The organism is Variovorax sp. MHTC-1 (genome assembly GCF_003984645.1).
GTDB lineage: Bacteria > Pseudomonadota > Gammaproteobacteria > Burkholderiales > Burkholderiaceae_C > Variovorax.
This window is the reverse complement of the sequence record NZ_RWKI01000019.1, coordinates 1-17781: the sequence shown is the minus strand read 5'-3', so window position 1 is coordinate 17781 and position 17781 is coordinate 1. Positions and strand designations below refer to the sequence as shown.

Here is a 17781-nt window from a genome sequence, read left to right as displayed (position 1 = left end):
ATGACCGATCGAGAAACACTCATCGCCGCGAGCCTGCCCTTCCTGGCGGAGATCCAGGACATGACCGCAGGCACCGAGGTCGAGCAATGGCTGAACGCGAAGTACGGCCCCGGCAGTGCGCTCTATGACGAACTGGCGGCGCTGGTGAAGGCCGGCGTGCGCGACGGATGGGCTGCCAACGTCGAGATCCGGGGCCGGCACTACCGTCGCAGCCGGATCTGCGAAGCAACGCCCGAGACGCTCGGCTTCAGCATCACCGCCGTGTACATGGACAGCACCGGCAACACGCAGGGCAATCCCGAAGGCAGCTTCCGCGGCGACTACCACGCGCATCCGTACGGGGAGTTCAACATGGTGATCCCGCTCGACGAAGGCGCGGCGCTGGCCGGGCCGAACGGCTGGTGCCACGGCGGGTGGACCGCGCCAGCCCCCGGGAGCCATCACTATCCCGAGGCAAAGGGGGGTGCCGTCATCGCGCTGTTCTATCTGCCGGCGGGGCGGATCTCGTACCACATCCAGCCGCCCGCTGCCTGATCCTCAACCCGCCCTGCGGAACGTCAGGTTGATGCGGCAAGCGCCGACGACGGGATGCGCCTCCTCCTTCAGCGGCAGCACGCCGTGGTAGTTGAGCCGCGCCGGTCCGCCCCACACGACGACGTCGCCATGCATGAGCGGCACGCGGCGCGCCTTGTCGGTGCGCTTCGCGCCGCCGAAGAGAAAGACCGCCGGCATGCCCAGCGACACCGAGACGATCGGCCAGCGCATGTCGCGCTCGTTGCGGTCCTGGTGCAATGAAAGGCGCGTGCCTGCTTCGTAGCGATTGACCAGGCAGGCGTCGGGCACGAAGCCCTCGAAGCCGGCCGCGGCGGCCGCCTCGGTGGCCAGTTGCGAGAAAGCGTTGGGCATGCGCGGCCAGGGCCGGCCGGTCTCTGGATCGATCGTGTCGTAGCGGTAGCCCGTGCGATCTGTGACCCAGCCCAGCGCGCCGCAGTTGCTCATCGCGACCGACATGCGAAAGCCGCCCGGCGTGACCATGTGGCGCAGCGGCGCCCGCGCCGTCACCTCGTTCACGCCGGCCAGCAGCGCGGCTTCGTGCGGCGTCGCAAAAGCACGCAGCCACACTGCGCCCGGGCCCAGCGATTCGACAGACGATTCAAACAAATCCTCTGTCACGTGCGGCTCCTTCGGGGAACAGCGCGGAACCGGCTTTGCCGGGCCGCTGGTGTTGGCCCCGGCGAGGGGGAAGGCGCGCGCGACACGAAGTGCGCGAAGCCTGGGGGAGAGCTTCATGTTGCGTCGTGAAAGATGATGCCGGCGGTATGCCGGTGGCCCGAACGCACGCGGCTCACGCCATGCCGCAGATTGACGCGGTAGACGCCGCGCGTGCCCTGAACCGGGCGGTGGTGCACCGCGATGACGGCCGCATCGCCCTGGCGCAGCGGCAGCACCATCGGCCGCGACTGCATGCGCGGGCGCTGCTCGGTCATCACGAACTCGCCGCCTTCGAAATCGCGGCCCGGCTCGGACAGCAGGATCACCAGCTGCAGCGGGAACACATGCTCGCCGTACAGGTCCTGGTGCAGGCAGTTGTAGTCGCCGGCGCCGTACTGCAGCAGCAACGGCGTGGGCCGCGTCTGGCCCGCCGCATGGCAGCGCGCGATGAAGTCGGCATGCCGCGGCGGATAGCGCACCTCGACCCCCATCGCCTGGTTCCAGCGGTTGGCGATCGGCGCCAGCTGCGCATAGACCGCTTCGCGCAAGCCGGCCAGGCGCTCCGGCAAGGGGTAGTCGAAATACTTGTACTCGCCGCGCCCGAAGCCGTGCCTCTCCATCACCACCCGGCTGCGAAACAGCGGATCGAGCGGGTACAGCGCCGACAGCGATTCGCACTCCTCGCGCGTCAGCAATCGCTCGATCAGGGCGCTGCCCTCGGCATCGAGGTCGAGCGCCACCTGGCCCCAATCGATCATGCGGCGCTGGCCTCCCGCTCGAGCAAGGCGCTCTTGCGCTCCACACCCCAGCGATAGCCCGACAGGCTGCCGTCGCTGCGCACCACGCGGTGGCACGGGATGGCCACGGCAATCGCATTGGCGCCGCAGGCCTGGGCCACGGCGCGCACCGACTTCGGGCTGCCGATGCGCCGGGCGATCTCGGCATAGCTCGCCGTCGCGCCGGGCGGGATCTCGCGCAGCGCCTGCCACACGCGCTGCTGGAAGGCGGTGCCGCGCACGTCCAATGGCAGGTCCAGCCCCAGGCCCGGCGCTTCGACGAAGCCCACCACCCTGGCCACCAGTTGCTCGAAAGCGGCATCGCCGCCGATCAACCGCGCCTGCGGAAACTGGTCCTGGAGATCACGCGCCAAGGCATCGGGATCGTCGCCCAGCGCGATCGCGCAGACGCCGCGCTCGCTCTGCGCCACCAGGATCGCACCGAGCGCGCATTCGCCGATCGCGAAGCGGATGTCGGTGTCGGCGCCGCCGGCGCGCCATGCGGTCGGCGTCATGCCGAGCATGTCCTTCGAGTCGGCGTAGAAACGGCCGTTGGAGTTGTAGCCGGCGTCGTAGATCGCGTCCGTTACCGTGCCGCTGCGCGCTAGCTCCGCGCGCACGCGCTTCGCGCGATGCGCGGCCGCATAGGCCTTGGGCGTGAGGCCCGTCACCTCCTTGAAGATGCGGTGCAGGTGGTAGCTGCTGAGACCCGCACGCTCGGCCAGTTGGTCGAGGGTGGGCGTCTCTTCGGCGCGCTCGATGAAGCGGCACAGCTCGGCCACTTGCGCCGCATGCTGCTCGGCCCGCGCGGGCTGGTCCGGCTTGCAGCGCTTGCAGGGCCTGAAGCCCGCGCGTTCCGCGTCCGCCGCCGTGGCATGGAAGTCCACGTTCTCGGGCCGGGCCGCGCGCGCGCCGCAGGAAGGCCGGCAATACACGCCGGTGGTCCGCACCGAGTAGAAGAACTTGCCGTCGGCCGCCGCATCGCGCGCGGCCACCGCTGCCCAGCGCGGATCGCTCACGGTGGCGAGGGCGCGGATTTCGTTGGGGTTGCTCATGTTCATGTGAATCCTCTAGCAGTGTCGTTGATCGATGCATCCACTCTAGGGATCAGGGCTTGCATGCGCACTCCGGGTCTTGCTTTCGAATTCGGGTACTTCCGGCCTTGGCCTACGGGCCGGGGCGCCGGGCTTCGTTAACATTTCGGCCAATGATCGATCGACGCTCACTCCTCACCGCCAGCGGCGCCTCGATGGCGCTCTCCGCACTCGGATTCCCCCTAGATGCCCTCGCAGCCGGCGGAATCAAGCTCGCACAACCCCGGCCCTTCTCTTTTGAACGTCTTGTTACCTTCGCGAAATCGCAGGCCGCCAAGCCCTATGTGGCCGACAACACGCTGCCGGCCGACGTGCTCCAGCGCATCGACTACGACGCCCACGGCAAGATCAAATACAACCCCGACAACGCGCTGTTCCGCGACGGTCCGGGCCAGTTCCCCGTGACCTTCTTCCACCTCGGCCGCTACTTCCAGACACCGGTCCACATGTACGTGACCGAGGCCGCGAGCGGCGACGGCTTCGCGCGCGAGATCCTCTACGACAGCGCGTACTTCTCGATGCCGGACGACAGCCCCGCGCGCAAGCTGCCCGACGGCGCCGGCTTCGCGGGCTTCCGCCTGCAGGAAAGCCGCAACGGCGACCAGAAGAAGCTGCCCTGGCAGACCAACGACTGGGTCGCCTTCCTGGGCGCTTCGTATTTCCGCGCCATCGGCGAGCTCTACCAGTACGGCCTCTCGGCGCGGGGCATCGCGCTCGATGCGGCCGTGCCCGACCGGCCCGAGGAGTTCCCGACCTTCACGCGCTTCTATTTCGAGCCGCCGGCGGCGCCGGATGCGAACACGATGACGGTCTATGCGCTGCTCGAAGGACCGAGCATCACCGGCGCTTACAAGTTCGTCATGCAGCGCGGCAAGGCGGTGCTGATGGACATCGAGTCGCGCCTCTTCCTGCGCCGCGACATCGTCCGCCTCGGGCTGGTGCCGCTGACCTCGATGTACTGGTACTCGGAAAGCAGGCCCACCGGCATCGACTGGCGGCCCGAGGTGCACGACTCCGACGGCCTCGCGATCTGGAACGGCGCCGGCGAGCGCATCTGGCGCCCGCTGAACAATCCCACGCAGACCCGCGCCTCGTCCTTCAGCGACACCCGCCCGCGCGGCTTCGGCCTCTTGCAGCGCGACCGCGCCTTCGACCACTACCAGGACGGCGTGTTCTACGAGAAGCGCCCGAGCCTCTGGGTGGAGCCGCTGGGCGACTGGGGCGAAGGCTCGGTACAGCTGGTCGAGATACCGACCGACGACGAGATCCACGACAACATCCTCGCCTGCTGGGTGCCCAAGGCGCCGGCCGCCGCGGGCTCCAGCTACAACCTCAAGTACCGGTTGCACTGGACCGACCAGGAGCCCTTTCCATCGCCGCTCGCGCGCTGCGTGGCGACGCGGCTCGGGCGCGGCGGGCAGCCGGGCACGCAGCGGCCGCAGGGTGTGCGCAAGTTCATGGTCGAGTTCATCGGCAAGCCGTTGGAGGCGATCCCCTTCGGCGTCAAGCCCGAGCTCGTGCTCACGGCCTCGCGCGGCAAGTTCTCGTACATCTTCTCGGAAGCGGTACCCAACGGTGTGCCGGGCCACTGGCGCGCGCAGTTCGACTTCACGGCCGAAGGCAGCGAGCCGGTGGACATGCGCCTGTATCTGAAGACCGGCGACCAGACGCTGACCGAGACCTGGCTCTACCAGTACCAGCCCGGCTGATCCCATCGACCAACTTGGACGCTTAGTCCAATGTTGGATACATTCGGCCGATGAAGAAAAAGCCGAACAAGCTCCTGCTGCGCGAGCTGCGAACCATTGCCCAAGGCCTCGGCAAGACCTTCGCCCCGTTCTGCGAAGTGGTGGTCCACGACCTCAGCGATCCGAAGAACGCCATCTTCGCGATCGAGAACAACCTGAGCGGGCGGCGCGTCGGCCAGCCGGTGACGGAGCTGGGCCTGGCGCGCATCGGCGATCCGGACTACCCGGCGGTCATCACCAACTACGCCAACCAGTTCGCCGACGGCCGCAAGGTCAAGAGCACCTCGATCGGCATCAAGGACGAGAGCGGCGAGTACGTGGCCGCGCTGTGCCTGAACGTGGACCTCACGCTGTTCCAGGGCTTCCAGGCCGCGCTCGCGCAGTTCACGCGAATCGAATCGAGCGAGGTCGGCGAAACGCTGGATGCAAGACATGCCGACCGCATCTGCGAGCGGCTCGACGAGTTGGCCGCGGCACGCGCGACCACGGCACGCTCGCTCAAGCCGGCGGATCGGAGGCAGCTGGTGCAGGAACTGAAGAAGGCCGGCTTCCTCGACATTCGCCGCGGCATGGAGATCGCCGCGGCGCACATGGGCGTGTCGCGCGCGACGATCTACAGCGACGCGAAGTAGCGCTGCTGTCACGGCGTCGTCACCCGGCGCCGGCATGGTGCAGGGCTTTATCCCAAGCCACCCCGGACCATGATGCGTATCGCTTCCCTCTCCCTCACCGCCCTCGCCGCCGCCCTGGCCTGCGGCAGCGCCGCGGCGCAAACCGCCTACCCCGCCGCGCTCGCCGGCCATGCGCTGCTGCCGGCGCAGAGCTTCATCGCCGCGCCGAAGGAGGCGCCGGCCGATCTGCAAGTGAGCGGCAAGTTCACCAGCGGCAAGCGTGTCGAGGCGCCGGGCAGCATCGAAGGCCTCTCGGCCGGCCGCGGCACCGGCGTTTCGCTGCCCTTCAAGGGGCAGCCGGTGCAGGGCCACTCGGGCATCAAGAAGATGGACGACGGCAGCTTCTGGATCCTCACCGACAACGGCGCCGGCGCCAAGGCCAACTCGCCGGACTTCATGCTCTACCTCAACCACTACAAGGTGGACTTCAAGGGCGGCAAGTTCGAGCGCACGGGCACCGTGTTCCTGCACGACCCGGACAAGAAGGTGCCCTTCCGCATCGTCCACGAAGGCAGCAAGCAGCGCTTGCTGACGGGTTCGGACTTCGACCCCGAGAGCTTCCAGTTCGCGGGCGGCGCGCTGTGGATCGGCGATGAGTTCGGCCCCTACCTGATCAAGGCCGACCTGAAGGGCAAGGTGCTCGCGGTGTTCGAGACCCAGGTCGACGGCAAGGCGGTGCGCTCGCCCGACCATCCGGCCGTGACAACGCCGGGCGCGCCCGGCGGCGCGGTGGATTTCCGGATCCGGCGCTCCAAGGGCTTCGAAGGCATGGCCGCATCGAAGGACGGCAGCAAGCTCTACGCCCTGCTCGAAGGCCCGGTATGGAACGCCGAGGCCAAGGACTATGAGCGCATCGACGGCAAGGAGGCGCTGCGTGTGCTCGAGTTCGACGTCGCGAGCGAGAAGTGGACCGGCCGTCACTGGAACTACCCGCTGGAAGCCAACGGCCACGCGATCGGCGACTTCAACATGATCGATGCGACCACCGGCCTCGTCATCGAGCGCGACAACGGCGAAGGCACAGCCGACAAGGCCTGCCCCGAAGGCCAGAAGCGCGCCGACTGCTTCCACGACCTGGCGAAGTTCAAGCGCGTCTACAAGATCGAGCTGAGCGATGCCAACGCCGGGCAGGCCGTGCGCAAGATCGGCTACATCGACCTGCTTGCCATCGCCGACCCGAACAAGCTGGCGCGCAAGCCGCTCAACGACGGCGTGCTCAAGTTCCCCTTCTTCACGATCGAGAACGTCGAGGTGGTCGATGCCACGCATATCGTGGTGGGCAACGACAACAACTTGCCCTTCTCCAGCAGCCGCGAGCCGAACAAGGCGGACGACAACGAGCTGGTGCTGCTGGAGGTGGGGGAGTTGTTGCGGGCGAAGTAGCCGCAACGTTGGGGCTTGATCGATGTCGGCGCATGGCGGGCCCGGTCCCTCACCCCAGCCCTCTCCCGGAGGGAGAGGGAGCAAGACAGCAGCGTTTCCACGGAGGCGGGCGGTGTGCCCTGGGCCGGCCGTTGAGGCACCGCCGAGCAGCGCAGCGGCAGGCGGATCAGGGCTCGCGACTGTTTGAGCGACGCGAGTTTGAGCGAGACCCCGCCTGACGCGAGCAGCGCAGGGAAGCCCGAAGGGCCGGTGACGTCGGCCGGCACAGGGCATGCCGCGCGCCTCCGCGCCCCCTACTCGTCGAAACACAGAGTGATCAGCGCTTCGTGACCGAGATCAACTCGATCTCGAAATTGAGCGTGGCATTGGGCGGAATCACGCCGCCCGCGCCGCGCGTTCCGTAGGCAATGGCCGGCGGGCAGGTCAGCTTGGCCTTGCCGCCCGGCTTCATCTTCTGCACGCCTTCGGTCCAGCACGGGATCACGCCGTTCAACGGAAACTCGGTCGGCTCGTTGCGCTTGTAGGAGCTGTCGAACTCCTTGCCGCTGTCGGGGAAGGTGCCGCGGTAGTGCACCTTGACCACGTCGGTGGCGGCGGGCGAGGCGCCGCTGCCCTCCTTGAGCGACTGGTAGATCAGGCCGCTGGGCAGGGTGACCGCTGCGCTCTGCGCCAGGGCAGCGGGCACGACGCACAACGAGACCAAAGCTGCGGCGGTAGTACGAAAGAGGGAAGGCACGAAGAGATCTCCTTGAATGTCTGAAAACGGTCCATTATTGCGGGCGCGCCGCCATGGCATCGCTCTTGCTGCGAGGCCCCTGTCCAAACAGCAACAAGGAATCCACCATGTCCTCGGGCTTGAAAAAAGTGCTCGGCCCCTTCCAGTTGTGGGGCATCGCCGTCGGCCTCGTGATCTCGGGCGAGTATTTCGGCTGGAGCTACGGCTGGAACACTGCCGGCACGCTGGGCTTCCTGGTCGCCACCGTGCTGGTCGCGACCATGTACACCACCTTCATCTTCAGCTTCACCGAGCTCTCCACCGCCATCCCTCATGCAGGGGGACCCTTTGCCTACGCGCGGCGTGCCTTCGGGCCCAACGGCGGCTTCGTCGCCGGCTTCGCGACGCTGGTGGAATTCGTGTTCGCGCCGCCGGCCATCGCGCTGGCGATCGGCGCCTACCTCAATGTGCAATTCCCGGGCATCAACCCCAAGTGGTTCGCGCTCGGCGCCTATGTGATCTTCATCGGGCTCAACTGGATCGGCATCGGCATCGCCGCCGCCTTCGAGCTCTTCGTCACCGTGCTCGCGATCTTCGAGCTGCTGGTGTTCATGGGCGTGGTCGCGCCCGGCTGGTCGCTCGCGAACTTCGCCGCCAACGGGTGGTCGGGCAGTTCGTCCTTCAGCAGCGCGGCGATCCCGGGCATCTTCGCCTCGATCCCGTTCGCGATCTGGTTCTTCCTCGCGATCGAGGGCGCAGCGATGGCGGCCGAGGAAGCGCGCGATCCGCACCGCACCATTCCGCTGGCCTACACGTGCGGCATCCTCACGCTGGTCGTGCTGGCCTTCGGCGTCATGATCTTCGCCGGCGGCGTGGGCGACTGGCGCAAGCTCGCCAACATCAACGACCCGCTGCCTCAGGCGATGAAAGTGGTGGTCGGCGAGAACAGCGGCTGGCTGCACATGCTGGTGTGGATCGGCCTGTTCGGCCTGATCGCCTCCTTCCACGGAATCATCATGGGCTACTCGCGCCAGATCTTCGCGCTGGCGCGCGCCGGCTACCTGCCCGCCACCTTCGCTGCGCTGAGCCCGCGCTTCAACACGCCGCATCGCGCGCTGGTGGTGGGCGGCGTGATCGGCGTGGCCGCGATCTTCAGCGACGAGTGGGTGCAGTTCGGCGGCCAGACGCTCACGGCCAACATCGTCACGATGGCGGTGCTGGGCGCGATCGTGATGTACCTCATCTCGATGGCCGCGCTCTTCAAGCTCAGGCGCACCGAACCCGGCCTCGAGCGCACCTACCGCGCGCCCTTCTACCCGGTCTTTCCGGCCATTGCCCTGGGCCTGGGAGTGGTTTGCCTCGGCGCGATGATCTGGTTCAATGGCATGCTGACGCTGCTGTTCCTGGTGCTGATGGCGCTGGCCTACGGCTACTTCCGACTCACGGCAAAGCAGCGCACGGCAGCAGCGCCCGACGAGATGCTGTCCACGACCGTCTGAGCCCCTTTATCGATGCGCTACCGAACCACGATCGATTCGCAGGCCTTCTCCTTCGAAGACCTCAAGCAGGTCATGGCCGCCGCAAGCCCGGCGCGCTCGGGCGACTACCTCGCGGGCGTGGGCGCGGCCACCGCGCAGCAGCGCATGGCCGCGCGCCACGTGCTGGCGGAGACGCCGCTCAAGCAGTTCCTCACCGAAGCGCTGATCCCTTACGAAGAGGACAACATCACGCGGCTCATCATCGATGGGCATGATGCAGAGGCCTTCGCGCCGGTCGCGCATCTCACGGTCGGCGACTTCCGCAACTGGCTGCTGTCGGAGCAGGCCGACACCCAGGCGCTGACGGCGCTCGCCCCCGGCCTCATGCCCGAGATGGCGGCCGCGGCGTCCAAGCTCATGCGCAACCAGGACCTGGTGGCGGTCGCGCGCAAGTGCAGCGTGGTCACGCGCTTTCGCGACACCATCGGCCTGCCCGGCCATCTCTCGGTGCGGCTGCAGCCCAACCATCCGACCGACGACCTGCGCGGCATCGCGGCCTCCACGCTCGACGGCCTGCTCATGGGCGCCGGCGACGCTGTGATCGGGATCAACCCGGTCTCCGACAGCCTGCAGGTGCTGGGCGACCTGCTGCGCATGCAGGACGAGGTGATCCAGCGCTTCGAGATCCCGACCCAGAGCTGCGTGCTGACCCACGTGACGAACACGCTCAAGCTGGCGGAGGCCGGCGCGCCGGTCGACCTGGTGTTCCAGTCGATCGGCGGCACCGAGAAGACCAACCGCTCCTTCGGCATCACGCCCGAGCTGCTCGACGAAGCGCACGCCGCCGCGCAGGCGCAGAAGCGCGGCACGGTGGGCCAGAACGTCATGTACTTCGAGACCGGCCAGGGCAGCGCGCTCTCGGCCGACGCCAATTTCGGCGTCGACCAGCAAACCTGCGAGGCGCGTGGCTATGCGCTCGCGCGGCGCTACCAGCCCTTGCTGATCAACACGGTGGTCGGTTTCATCGGGCCCGAGTACCTCTACGACGGCAAGCAGATCATCCGCGCCGGGCTGGAAGACCACTTCTGCGGCAAGCTGCTGGGCCTGCCGCTGGGCTGCGACGTCTGCTACACCAACCATGCCGAGGCCGACCAGGACGACATGGACACGCTGCTGGTGCTGCTCGGCACCGCCGGCATCAACTTCATCATGGGCGTGCCGGGCGCGGACGACGTGATGCTCAACTACCAGAGCACCTCCTTCCACGACGCGCTGTTCCTCCGCGAGACCATGGGCCTCAAGCGTGCGCCCGAGTTCGAGGCGTGGCTGGCGCGCATGCAGATCACCGACGGCGCGGGCCGGCTGCAGCCGCCCTCTTCCAACCGCTTGCTTGCCGACATGAGCGGGCTCCGGGCGCTGCACCAATGAGCAAGGACGTCGTCACGCAAAGCCCGTGGCGCGACTGGCGCCCGGCCACGCCGGCGCGCATCGCGCTGGGCCGCGCGGGCGCCGGCATGCCGACCGACGAGGTGCTGCGCTTCGGCTGGGCGCATGCGATGGCGCGCGACGCGATCCATGCCGCGCTCGACGTGCCGGCGCTCGAGGCCTCGCTGCGCGCGCAGGGCTGGGAGGTGGCGCAGGTGCGCAGCCGCGCACCCGATCGCACGGGCTATCTGCGCCGCCCCGACCTCGGGCGCCAGCTCGACGCCGACGATGCCCAGGCTCTGCGCGCCGCAGCCGTTGCCCCCAGCGACATCTGCATCGTGATCGGCGACGGCCTGTCTTCGCTGGCCGTGGCCCGCCATGCGGCACCGCTGCTGGCCGCATTGAAGCAGCATCTGCCGGCCGAGCTCCGCCTCGCGCCCATCGTCATCGCCACGCAGGCCCGCGTGGCGCTCGCGGACGAGGTGGGCGAGCTGTTCGACGCCCGGCTCTCGGTCATGCTGATCGGCGAGCGGCCCGGCCTCAGCTCGCCCGACAGCCTCGGCATCTACGTCACGCACACGCCGCGCCGCGGCCGGCACGATGCCGAGCGCAACTGCATCTCGAACGTGCGCCCCGAGGGCCTGCGCTACGAGGCCGCGGCCTTCAAACTGGCCTGGCTTCTGCGCGAGGCGCTGAAGCGCGGCCTGACCGGCGTGGCACTCAAGGATGAAAGCGACCTGGCGGTGCTGTCCGCGCCGGACGGCGCCATCAGCGCCTTGCCGGAGTGAGGCCCCTCGCCTTGCCTATGATGGGCGACGCACTCATGGAGACGACATGACCGCATCACGCTACCCGATGGCCGAGCTGGCCGAGCTGCCCGAAGACATCCGCGCGAAGATCCTCGAAGTGCAGGAGAAAGCCGGCTTCGTGCCCAACGTCTTCCTGGCGCTCGCGCGCCGGCCGGCCGAGTGGCGCGCCTTCTTCGCGTATCACGATGCGCTGATGCTGAAGGAGGAAGGCTCTCTCACCAAGGGCGACCGCGAGATGATCGTCACCGCCACCAGCGCCGCCAACCAGTGCCTCTATTGCGTGGTGGCGCACGGCGCGCTGCTGCGCATCTACGAGAAGAAACCGCTGGTAGCCGACCAGGTGGCCGTCAACTGGCGCAAGGCCGACATCACGCCGCGCCAACACGCGATGCTCGAGTTCGCGATGAAGGTCTGCGACCGCTCGCACGAGATCGACGAAGCCGACTTCCCGCCGCTGCATGCGCACGGCTTCAGCGACGAGGACATCTGGGACATCGCCGCCATCACTGCCTTCTTCGGACTCTCCAACCGCATGGCCAGCTTCAGCGGCATGCAGCCGAATCCGGAGTTCTATCTGATGGGGCGGGTGCCGAAGGAGAGGAAGTAGCTGTCTTGCGCCTCTCCTGCCTTGCTCCCTCCCCCTCTGGGGGAGGGTTGGAGTGGGGGCACTTGGGCCTTTGCTTGAGCGCTGCGTTTGGTTTGAGGCCGGAGCCGGGAGTTCGCCCCGGCGGGCGACTCACTTTCTTTTGCTTCGCCAAAAGAAAGTAAGCAAAGAAAAGGCGACCCCACTGCGCGTGTCCCTCCGCTGCGCTCCGGGCAACCTGCGGTGCTCGCGCCGCCGGCCTGCCGCAGAACTCACTGCGTTCACTTCGTTCACTGCGCTCAGACAGCTGCGGCAAGTCAGTCCACGAAGCACGCCTGTCCTTCGGCAGGCGTGCGGCCGGCGCCCCTGCACTCCTCGGCACGCGCAGAGGGGATCGAACTCCAACGCGCCATGGCGCGTACTTGGGGGGTGTAAGGGTGAGCGACGGCACTGGACCTGCACACACGCCGCTGCGTCGGCTCAAGAACGAAGAGACCAGGCCACGCGCAGCGTGGCCGTTGGCGGCCGAGCGAAGCGACGGCCCGACCCACTCCCCTCTGGCTGCGCCGAGGAGCGCAGGGGCGGCGGCCGCACGCCTGCCGAAGGACAGGCGTGCTTCGTGGTCTGACTTGCCGCGGCTGTTTGAGCGCAGTGAGCGAAGTGAACGCAGCGAGTTCTGCGGCAGGCCGGCTGCGCGAGCACCGCAGGTTGCCCCGGAGCGAAGCGCAGGGGTCGCAGGCAGTGGGGTCGCCTTTTCTTTGCTTACTTTCTTTTGGCGAAGCAAAAGAAAGTGAGTCGCCCGCCGGGGCGAGACCCGGCTCCAGGCCTCAGCAAAACATGCAGCAACCGAATCAAAGGCCCAAGAGCCCTCACCCCAACCCTCTCCCAGAGGGAGAGGGAGCAGCAGCACCGCGGCAAGTCGCCAGCGCATCGAGCGCCGGCTTGTAGCTCGGCGTCTTCACGTCCATCAGGCCCAGCACCGTGTGATAGAGGTTGTCGTGCGTGAGCGGCGTGTCGAGCCCCGCCTCCATGCACGAATGCGAGAGCCTGTCGCGAGCGCTCATGCCGTCGCCGAACCACGCGACCATCGGTATGTGCTTCTGCACCTCGGGCGCGAAGCTGTAGGGCACGCCGTGCAGGAACAGCCCGTACTCGCCCAGCGATTCGCCGTGATCGCTGAGATAGAGCAATGCGGGGTCGTAGCTTCCGGACTGCGCCTTCAGCCAGTCGATGGTCTTGCCGAGAAAGCGGTCGGTGTAGGCAATCGTGTTGTCGAAGCCGTTGATCAGCTCGGCGTGGCTGCATTCGGCCAGCGCATTGCTCTTGCACTCGGGCAGGAAGCGCTTGGCATCGGGCGAAGAACGCTTGTAGTAGGCCGGGCCATGGCTGCCCATCTGGTGCATGACCAGCACCACGCCCTTGCCGCGGCGCTCGGCCGGCAACGCGGCCAGGCGCGCATCCAGGCCATGGAGCATCACATCGTCGAGGCATTCGTCGCCTTCGCAGAGCGCGCTCTTCACGCCGGGATCGACGGTGTCGAAGGCCGACGCGTGGGGCACGCGGTCGCAGACGCCCTTGCAGCCGCCGGCCTGGTTGTCGAGCCAGAACACCGCGAGGCCGGCGGCCTGCAGCACGTCCATCAGGTTCTCGTGATCGTCCTTGCGCGCCTCGAAGGCCGTCTTGCCCAGAGGCGAGAACATGCAGGGCACCGAGGCCAGCGTGTTGGTGCCGCAGGAATGAACATCGTGCCAGCTCAGCACCTTGCGCGCCGCGAGCTCGGGCGTGGTCTCGCGCGCATAGCCGTTCAGCGCGAAATGGTCGGCCCGCGCCGTCTCGCCCACCACGAGCACGAGGAGCGGCGGCCGGGCCTGCGCCGCATAGCTGGCGCCCAGCGCCGCGCCGCCGGACACCGGAATCAGCCTGCGGCTGTGCTTGAACAATGGCCGGATGGCGACCGCGCTGGCCGAATAGATGCTGGCCAGCGGATTCATCATGTAGCGCAGGTGGACGTTGTTGCGCATCAGCGGCGCGAGCTCCCGGCCCATCGCCAGCGCGCCACCCACTGCCACCGCCACCGCTGCGAAGAGCATCAGCGCATTGCGCCAGGCTTGCGAAACGAATCTCATCGGGACGACCTGCACGCGCCACAGCGCCCAGGCAGGCAGAGCGGCGACGAGCAGCACCTGGAACAGCAGGCGCCAGCTCAGCAGGTCGCTCACCTCGTGGGCATCGGTCTGCATCGCATTGGCCAGCATGCTGGGGTCCATCACCACCCGGTAGCTCTGCATGTAGTACTGCGCGATTGCGGCGATCACGACGACGGCGAACCAGAGCGGTTTCATCCAGCGCGACCAGGCGGTGAAGGACAGCAGCGCGACGCTGCCGCAGACGACGAGCAGCGCCATCGCTGCGGCCGAGGGCAGGTACACGCTGGGTGCGCCGCCGATGCGCGCCAGCTCGTTCCACAAGGGCCAATTGGCGGCCAGGGCCAGGTAGAGGCTCAGCCAGAGGACCACGCTGCGCGCCGAGCGCGGGCGCGCGAACCAGGCATCGACGTGATGCCAGAGCTGCGTGGACGCCTCGGCAGCGCCCTGCGCCGGCGTGGCGAGCGGCAGGTCATGCGCGGCTGGGGGGAAGGGACGGGCATTCGAAACAGGCATCCAGCGAGTCTGAAAACCTGGACTGAAGACTCGCTGAATGCGCAGCTCAGGATTCGTTCAGCTTCGGAGAGCCGGCCAGCCGCGCAGATCCGGCCGACCCCCTGTGCAGGAAGGCATCGATCGCGAAGCCCACCGTCCAGCAGATCCACGCGGTCCATAGCGTGTGGCTCATGTAGTGGGCGCCGCGCAACTGCTGCACCAGCCCCAGCAGCAGCCCGGCCGCGAGGGCTGCGATGAGCCACCTTCGCGCCACAGTCGGCGCGGTGCGGCGCCATACGAACCAGCCGCCGGCATAGGCAAAAGCAGCCGACGCGTGGCCGGCTGGAAAGCAGCCGCCCGGGCCGCCGTCTTGCACGCCCCACGACCAGTGGGACACGTAGCGCGCGACGCCGCCGAAGAGCTGGAGGTCCCAGGGACAGCTGGTATGGCTCGTGGTCTTGACCAGCGACACAGCCAGCACGGAGGCCAGCACGGTGAACGCGAGCTGCGCTCTTTCGCGCAGGCGCAGCCGGCGCAGGATGCCCACCGGCCAGCGGATGCCGGCGAACAGCGCGATCACGATCAGCCAGCTCAGCGACCGCGCGCCCTCGTGCATGACCTGGACCAGGAACCAGTTGCCGCGCCACGGAAAACCCAGCGGCGTGCCCACCGTCCGAGCCAGTGCCAGGTCGAGGCCGGTGGCATCCCAGAGCAGAAGAAGAGCCAGTGTCGGAAGAATCCAGGCGAGCGGGCGAGCGGCAACGGAACGGATCATGCGCGGCCAAGCTTAGGGTCGGCGCCTGAACCGAATCTGAAGCGACGGCGCACTAGACTCTCCTCTTTTGGGAAAGAACGGAGCGACGTGCGCATATTGCTGGTCGAGGACGATGCCGCCTTGGCGGGCGCGGTCTGCAGCTACCTGGAGGCCAAGGCCTTCGTGGTCGATGCGGCGTCCGGGCTCGCAGAAGCGCGCGCCGCGCTCGCGGCCGTGCAGTACGCGGCCGTGCTGCTCGACCTGCACCTGAGCGACGGCGACGGGCTCTCGCTGCTGCCGGACGTGCGGGCGCTGCGCGAGCGCCCGATCGTGATCGTACTCACCGCACGCGACCAGGTGACCGATCGCATCCGCGGCCTCGACGCCGGCGCCGACGACTACCTCATCAAGCCCTACGACCCCGCGGAGCTGCTGGCGCGCCTGCGGGCCGTCGAGCGGCGGCGCAGCAGCACCAGCTCGCCCGTGCTGAGGCTCGGCACGCTCGAGATCGACCTGGCGCGCGACCTGGTGCGCAGGAACGGCCTTCCGATCACGCTCACGCAGAAAGAGTGGGCGCTGCTGCGCGTGATGGCGACGCGGCCTGAGCGCATCCACACGCGCGAGAACCTGGCCGACGCGCTCTACGGCTTCGGCGACGAGGCCGACAGCAACACGCTCGAAGTGTTCATCAGCCGCCTCCGGCGCAAGCTCGGCCGCAGCCACATCCAGACCCTGCGCGGCCTGGGCTATCGGCTCTCCTTCTCGCCCGAAGACGAGGACGAATGAAGCTGAACTTCCTGCAGCAGGCAGGCGCCGAGCTCGGCATGCGCGATTCGCTCGCGGGACACTTGACCCGCACGCTCATCGTGTGGGTCGGCGGCGTCTGGCTTCTGTGCGTGCTGGGCGTGGTCTGGTATGTGGACCGCGAGATCAACCACAACTTCGACAGCGAACTGGTGGAAGTTTCGCACCGCATATTCGACATGGCAGTGCACGAGCTCGACAAGCTCAGGCTCGAGCGCGGCGAGACGCGCGCGCCGCTGATCGCGCCGCCGCAGCTGTTCCCGACCAACGCCGTGATGTACCAGGTGGTCGACCCGCACGAGCGCGTGCTGCTGCGCTCCGCCGAGGCACCGCCCAATGCCTTCGACGTTCCGCTGGCAGCCGGCTTCGCGAACGCCGAAGCCTGGCGCATCTACACCGTGCGGCATCCTTCGCTCGATCTCTTCCTCCAGGTTGCCGATCCGCTGGACGAGCGCCGCACCGCGCTCAATCGCACCCTGTTCGGCCTCATCGTCCCGCTGTTCGCCGTGCTGCCGCTTCTTGCGCTGGTGCTGCGCAACGTGGCGCGCACCGAGCTGCGTGCGCTGCAGGAGCTTGCCGGCGAGATCGCGCAGCGCAACGGTGCAGACCTGCGCCCGATCCGGCTACCCGGACTGCCGCAGGAACTGCGCACGGTCGGCGACCATGTCAACCGCCTGCTCGAGCGGCTTTCGCAGGCGCTCGATGTCGAACGCGCGCTGGCCGCGAATGCGGCGCACGAGCTGCGCACGCCGCTCGCGGCGGCGCGGCTGCGGCTGCAGACCGCGCTCGAACACGAGCTCACGCGCCACGACGTCGAGGCCGCGCTCGATGCGCTGAGAATGCTCGGGCATCGCACCGAGAAGCTGTTGCAGCTCTCCAGGGCCGAATCGGCGGCCTCGCTGACGCGCACGAGGACCGACCTGGTCCAGCTGGCCGGCACGGTGGCGCAGGAGTTCTGGCAAGACCCGCGCGTGAACGAGCGCCTGTCGCTCAAGGTGCCGGACACCGAGCCGCCGACGGCGCTGGGCGACGTCGATGCGCTGGCGATCGCGCTGCGCAACCTGGTGGAGAACGCGCTGCGCTATGGCCGCGGCCGCGTCGTGATCGAGGTGATGCAGCCCTGCACGCTGGCCGTGCGCGACTTCGGCCCCGGCGTCGGCGAGGTCGCGCTGCGCACGCTGCAGCAGCGCCACGTGCGCCACAGCTCCGATCGTGCCGGCTACGGGCTGGGCCTGTCGATCGTCGGCACCATCGTCGAGAAGCATGGCGCGCGGCTCGAGCTGATGTCGCCGCCGCCCGGCTCGGCGACCGGTTTCGAGGCGCGGATCGTGTGGAGTCCGGCATGACGAACGGATGAGGCGCGGCAAGCGCAGCGTAGGAAAGCGCCCTCTTGCTCTATGGCGCATGGCTGAATTGCGCCGCTCCTGCGCGTGGGCACAATACCTTCACGGACTCGGCAACACCCATCGCGGCACTCCGAGTCTGCGAAAGGCCCTCCCGCACGAACGAAAGTTGGCGGAGGGCTTTTCGTCGCCTAGTCCGCTGAATCGTTGAAATGGGCGGTGAGGGACGCCCGAGGCGGGAGGCGATGCAAGGCGCTAGGCAGAACGCGCAGCGATACCCGTAATATCGCGAGCATTTGCAACGCCGCAGCGCGCCCGTATCGGGTGGACAGCGCCGACCGATTTCG

Annotated in this window: 16 protein-coding genes; 10 read left to right on the top strand and 6 right to left on the bottom strand. The window is 68.1% G+C overall.

Annotation, left to right across the window (positions count from 1 at the left end; genetic code table 11):
• The gene (locus EJI01_RS22890; RefSeq protein WP_126839433.1) at positions 1-534 is read left to right on the top strand and encodes a DUF4863 family protein; all 534 of its coding nucleotides are present in this window, start codon (positions 1-3) and stop codon (positions 532-534) included.
• 3 nt (positions 535-537) lie between these two features.
• Here EJI01_RS22890 and alkB read toward each other — a convergent pair whose 3' ends face one another.
• The 3 genes from alkB to ada form a co-directional block, all read right to left on the bottom strand.
• Positions 538-1173 (bottom strand): DNA oxidative demethylase AlkB, encoded by a 636-nt coding sequence (alkB, locus tag EJI01_RS22885; protein WP_260602611.1) that lies wholly within the window; start codon positions 1171-1173, stop codon positions 538-540.
• A gap of 113 nt (positions 1174-1286) precedes the next feature.
• On the bottom strand, positions 1287-1970 hold the full coding sequence (locus EJI01_RS22880) for a 2OG-Fe(II) oxygenase (RefSeq protein WP_126839431.1): 684 nt from the start codon (positions 1968-1970) through the stop codon (positions 1287-1289).
• A complete protein-coding gene (gene ada, locus EJI01_RS22875; RefSeq protein ID WP_221885706.1) occupies positions 1967-3049 on the bottom strand; it encodes a bifunctional DNA-binding transcriptional regulator/O6-methylguanine-DNA methyltransferase Ada in 1083 nt (360 codons plus the stop codon). The genes EJI01_RS22880 and ada overlap by 4 nt, the downstream gene beginning before the upstream one ends.
• A gap of 146 nt (positions 3050-3195) precedes the next feature.
• On the opposite strand from ada, the gene EJI01_RS22870 reads away from it, so the two are divergent.
• From EJI01_RS22870 to EJI01_RS22860, 3 genes are all read left to right on the top strand, one after another.
• Positions 3196-4791, top strand: coding sequence for a glucan biosynthesis protein (locus EJI01_RS22870; RefSeq protein WP_126839429.1), 1596 nt, complete (start codon positions 3196-3198; stop codon positions 4789-4791).
• Between the two features lie 50 nt (positions 4792-4841).
• Entirely contained in the window at positions 4842-5462 is a 621-nt protein-coding gene (locus EJI01_RS22865) for a transcriptional regulator (RefSeq protein ID WP_126839428.1), read from the top strand.
• Between the two features lie 69 nt (positions 5463-5531).
• Positions 5532-6884, top strand: coding sequence for an esterase-like activity of phytase family protein (locus EJI01_RS22860; RefSeq protein WP_126839427.1), 1353 nt, complete (start codon positions 5532-5534; stop codon positions 6882-6884).
• Positions 6885-7200: 316 nt separating this feature from the next.
• Here the strand turns inward: EJI01_RS22860 and EJI01_RS22855 are convergent, their stop codons facing one another.
• Complete coding sequence (locus tag EJI01_RS22855; RefSeq protein ID WP_260602610.1) at positions 7201-7620, bottom strand: FKBP-type peptidyl-prolyl cis-trans isomerase; 420 nt, start codon at positions 7618-7620, stop codon at positions 7201-7203.
• Positions 7621-7727: 107 nt separating this feature from the next.
• Here EJI01_RS22855 and eat point away from each other — a divergent pair, with 107 nt between their 5' ends.
• The 4 genes from eat to EJI01_RS22835 are packed head-to-tail and all read left to right on the top strand — an operon-like array spanning position 7728 to position 11918.
• Complete coding sequence (eat, locus tag EJI01_RS22850) at positions 7728-9098, top strand: ethanolamine permease (protein WP_126839425.1); 1371 nt, start codon at positions 7728-7730, stop codon at positions 9096-9098.
• A 12-nt stretch (positions 9099-9110) separates the two neighbouring features.
• A complete protein-coding gene (locus EJI01_RS22845; RefSeq protein ID WP_126839424.1) occupies positions 9111-10505 on the top strand; it encodes an ethanolamine ammonia-lyase subunit EutB in 1395 nt (464 codons plus the stop codon).
• On the top strand, positions 10502-11290 hold the full coding sequence (gene eutC / locus EJI01_RS22840; RefSeq protein ID WP_126839423.1) for an ethanolamine ammonia-lyase subunit EutC: 789 nt from the start codon (positions 10502-10504) through the stop codon (positions 11288-11290). Before EJI01_RS22845 ends, eutC begins: the two co-directional genes overlap by 4 nt.
• A 46-nt stretch (positions 11291-11336) precedes the next feature.
• Entirely contained in the window at positions 11337-11918 is a 582-nt protein-coding gene (locus EJI01_RS22835) for a peroxidase-related enzyme (RefSeq protein WP_126839422.1), read from the top strand.
• An 845-nt stretch (positions 11919-12763) separates the two neighbouring features.
• On the opposite strand, the gene EJI01_RS22825 is transcribed toward EJI01_RS22835, so the two are convergent.
• Both EJI01_RS22825 and EJI01_RS22820 read right to left on the bottom strand, forming a co-directional pair.
• Positions 12764-14554 carry a phosphoethanolamine transferase gene (locus EJI01_RS22825; RefSeq protein ID WP_126839420.1) on the bottom strand — a complete coding sequence of 597 codons (1791 nt, stop codon included), beginning with the start codon at positions 14552-14554 and terminating at the stop codon, positions 12764-12766.
• A gap of 46 nt (positions 14555-14600) precedes the next feature.
• On the bottom strand, positions 14601-15308 hold the full coding sequence (locus EJI01_RS22820) for a phosphatase PAP2 family protein (protein WP_126839419.1): 708 nt from the start codon (positions 15306-15308) through the stop codon (positions 14601-14603).
• 87 nt (positions 15309-15395) lie between these two features.
• On the opposite strand from EJI01_RS22820, the gene EJI01_RS22815 reads away from it, so the two are divergent.
• Positions 15396-16073 (top strand): response regulator transcription factor, encoded by a 678-nt coding sequence (locus EJI01_RS22815; RefSeq protein WP_126839418.1) that lies wholly within the window; start codon positions 15396-15398, stop codon positions 16071-16073.
• Complete coding sequence (locus EJI01_RS22810) at positions 16070-17437, top strand: sensor histidine kinase (protein ID WP_260602609.1); 1368 nt, start codon at positions 16070-16072, stop codon at positions 17435-17437. The genes EJI01_RS22815 and EJI01_RS22810 overlap by 4 nt, the downstream gene beginning before the upstream one ends.
• Positions 17438-17781 lie beyond the last annotated feature (344 nt).

What these genes read in the sequence shown, in the direction of transcription:
- EJI01_RS22890 (WP_126839433.1), top strand. Translation starts at nt 1, where the DNA reads ATGACCGATCGAGAAACACTCATCGCCGCGAGCCTGCCCTTCCTGGCG.
- EJI01_RS22880 (WP_126839431.1), bottom strand. Translation starts at nt 1,970, where the DNA reads ATGATCGATTGGGGCCAGGTGGCGCTCGACCTCGATGCCGAGGGCAGC.
- ada (WP_221885706.1), bottom strand. Translation starts at nt 3,049, where the DNA reads ATGAACATGAGCAACCCCAACGAAATCCGCGCCCTCGCCACCGTGAGC.
- EJI01_RS22870 (WP_126839429.1), top strand. Translation starts at nt 3,196, where the DNA reads ATGATCGATCGACGCTCACTCCTCACCGCCAGCGGCGCCTCGATGGCG.
- EJI01_RS22865 (WP_126839428.1), top strand. Translation starts at nt 4,842, where the DNA reads ATGAAGAAAAAGCCGAACAAGCTCCTGCTGCGCGAGCTGCGAACCATT.
- EJI01_RS22860 (WP_126839427.1), top strand. Translation starts at nt 5,532, where the DNA reads ATGATGCGTATCGCTTCCCTCTCCCTCACCGCCCTCGCCGCCGCCCTG.
- eat (WP_126839425.1), top strand. Translation starts at nt 7,728, where the DNA reads ATGTCCTCGGGCTTGAAAAAAGTGCTCGGCCCCTTCCAGTTGTGGGGC.
- EJI01_RS22845 (WP_126839424.1), top strand. Translation starts at nt 9,111, where the DNA reads ATGCGCTACCGAACCACGATCGATTCGCAGGCCTTCTCCTTCGAAGAC.
- eutC (WP_126839423.1), top strand. Translation starts at nt 10,502, where the DNA reads ATGAGCAAGGACGTCGTCACGCAAAGCCCGTGGCGCGACTGGCGCCCG.
- EJI01_RS22835 (WP_126839422.1), top strand. Translation starts at nt 11,337, where the DNA reads ATGACCGCATCACGCTACCCGATGGCCGAGCTGGCCGAGCTGCCCGAA.
- EJI01_RS22825 (WP_126839420.1), bottom strand. Translation starts at nt 14,554, where the DNA reads ATGCCTGTTTCGAATGCCCGTCCCTTCCCCCCAGCCGCGCATGACCTG.
- EJI01_RS22820 (WP_126839419.1), bottom strand. Translation starts at nt 15,308, where the DNA reads ATGATCCGTTCCGTTGCCGCTCGCCCGCTCGCCTGGATTCTTCCGACA.
- EJI01_RS22810 (WP_260602609.1), top strand. Translation starts at nt 16,070, where the DNA reads ATGAAGCTGAACTTCCTGCAGCAGGCAGGCGCCGAGCTCGGCATGCGC.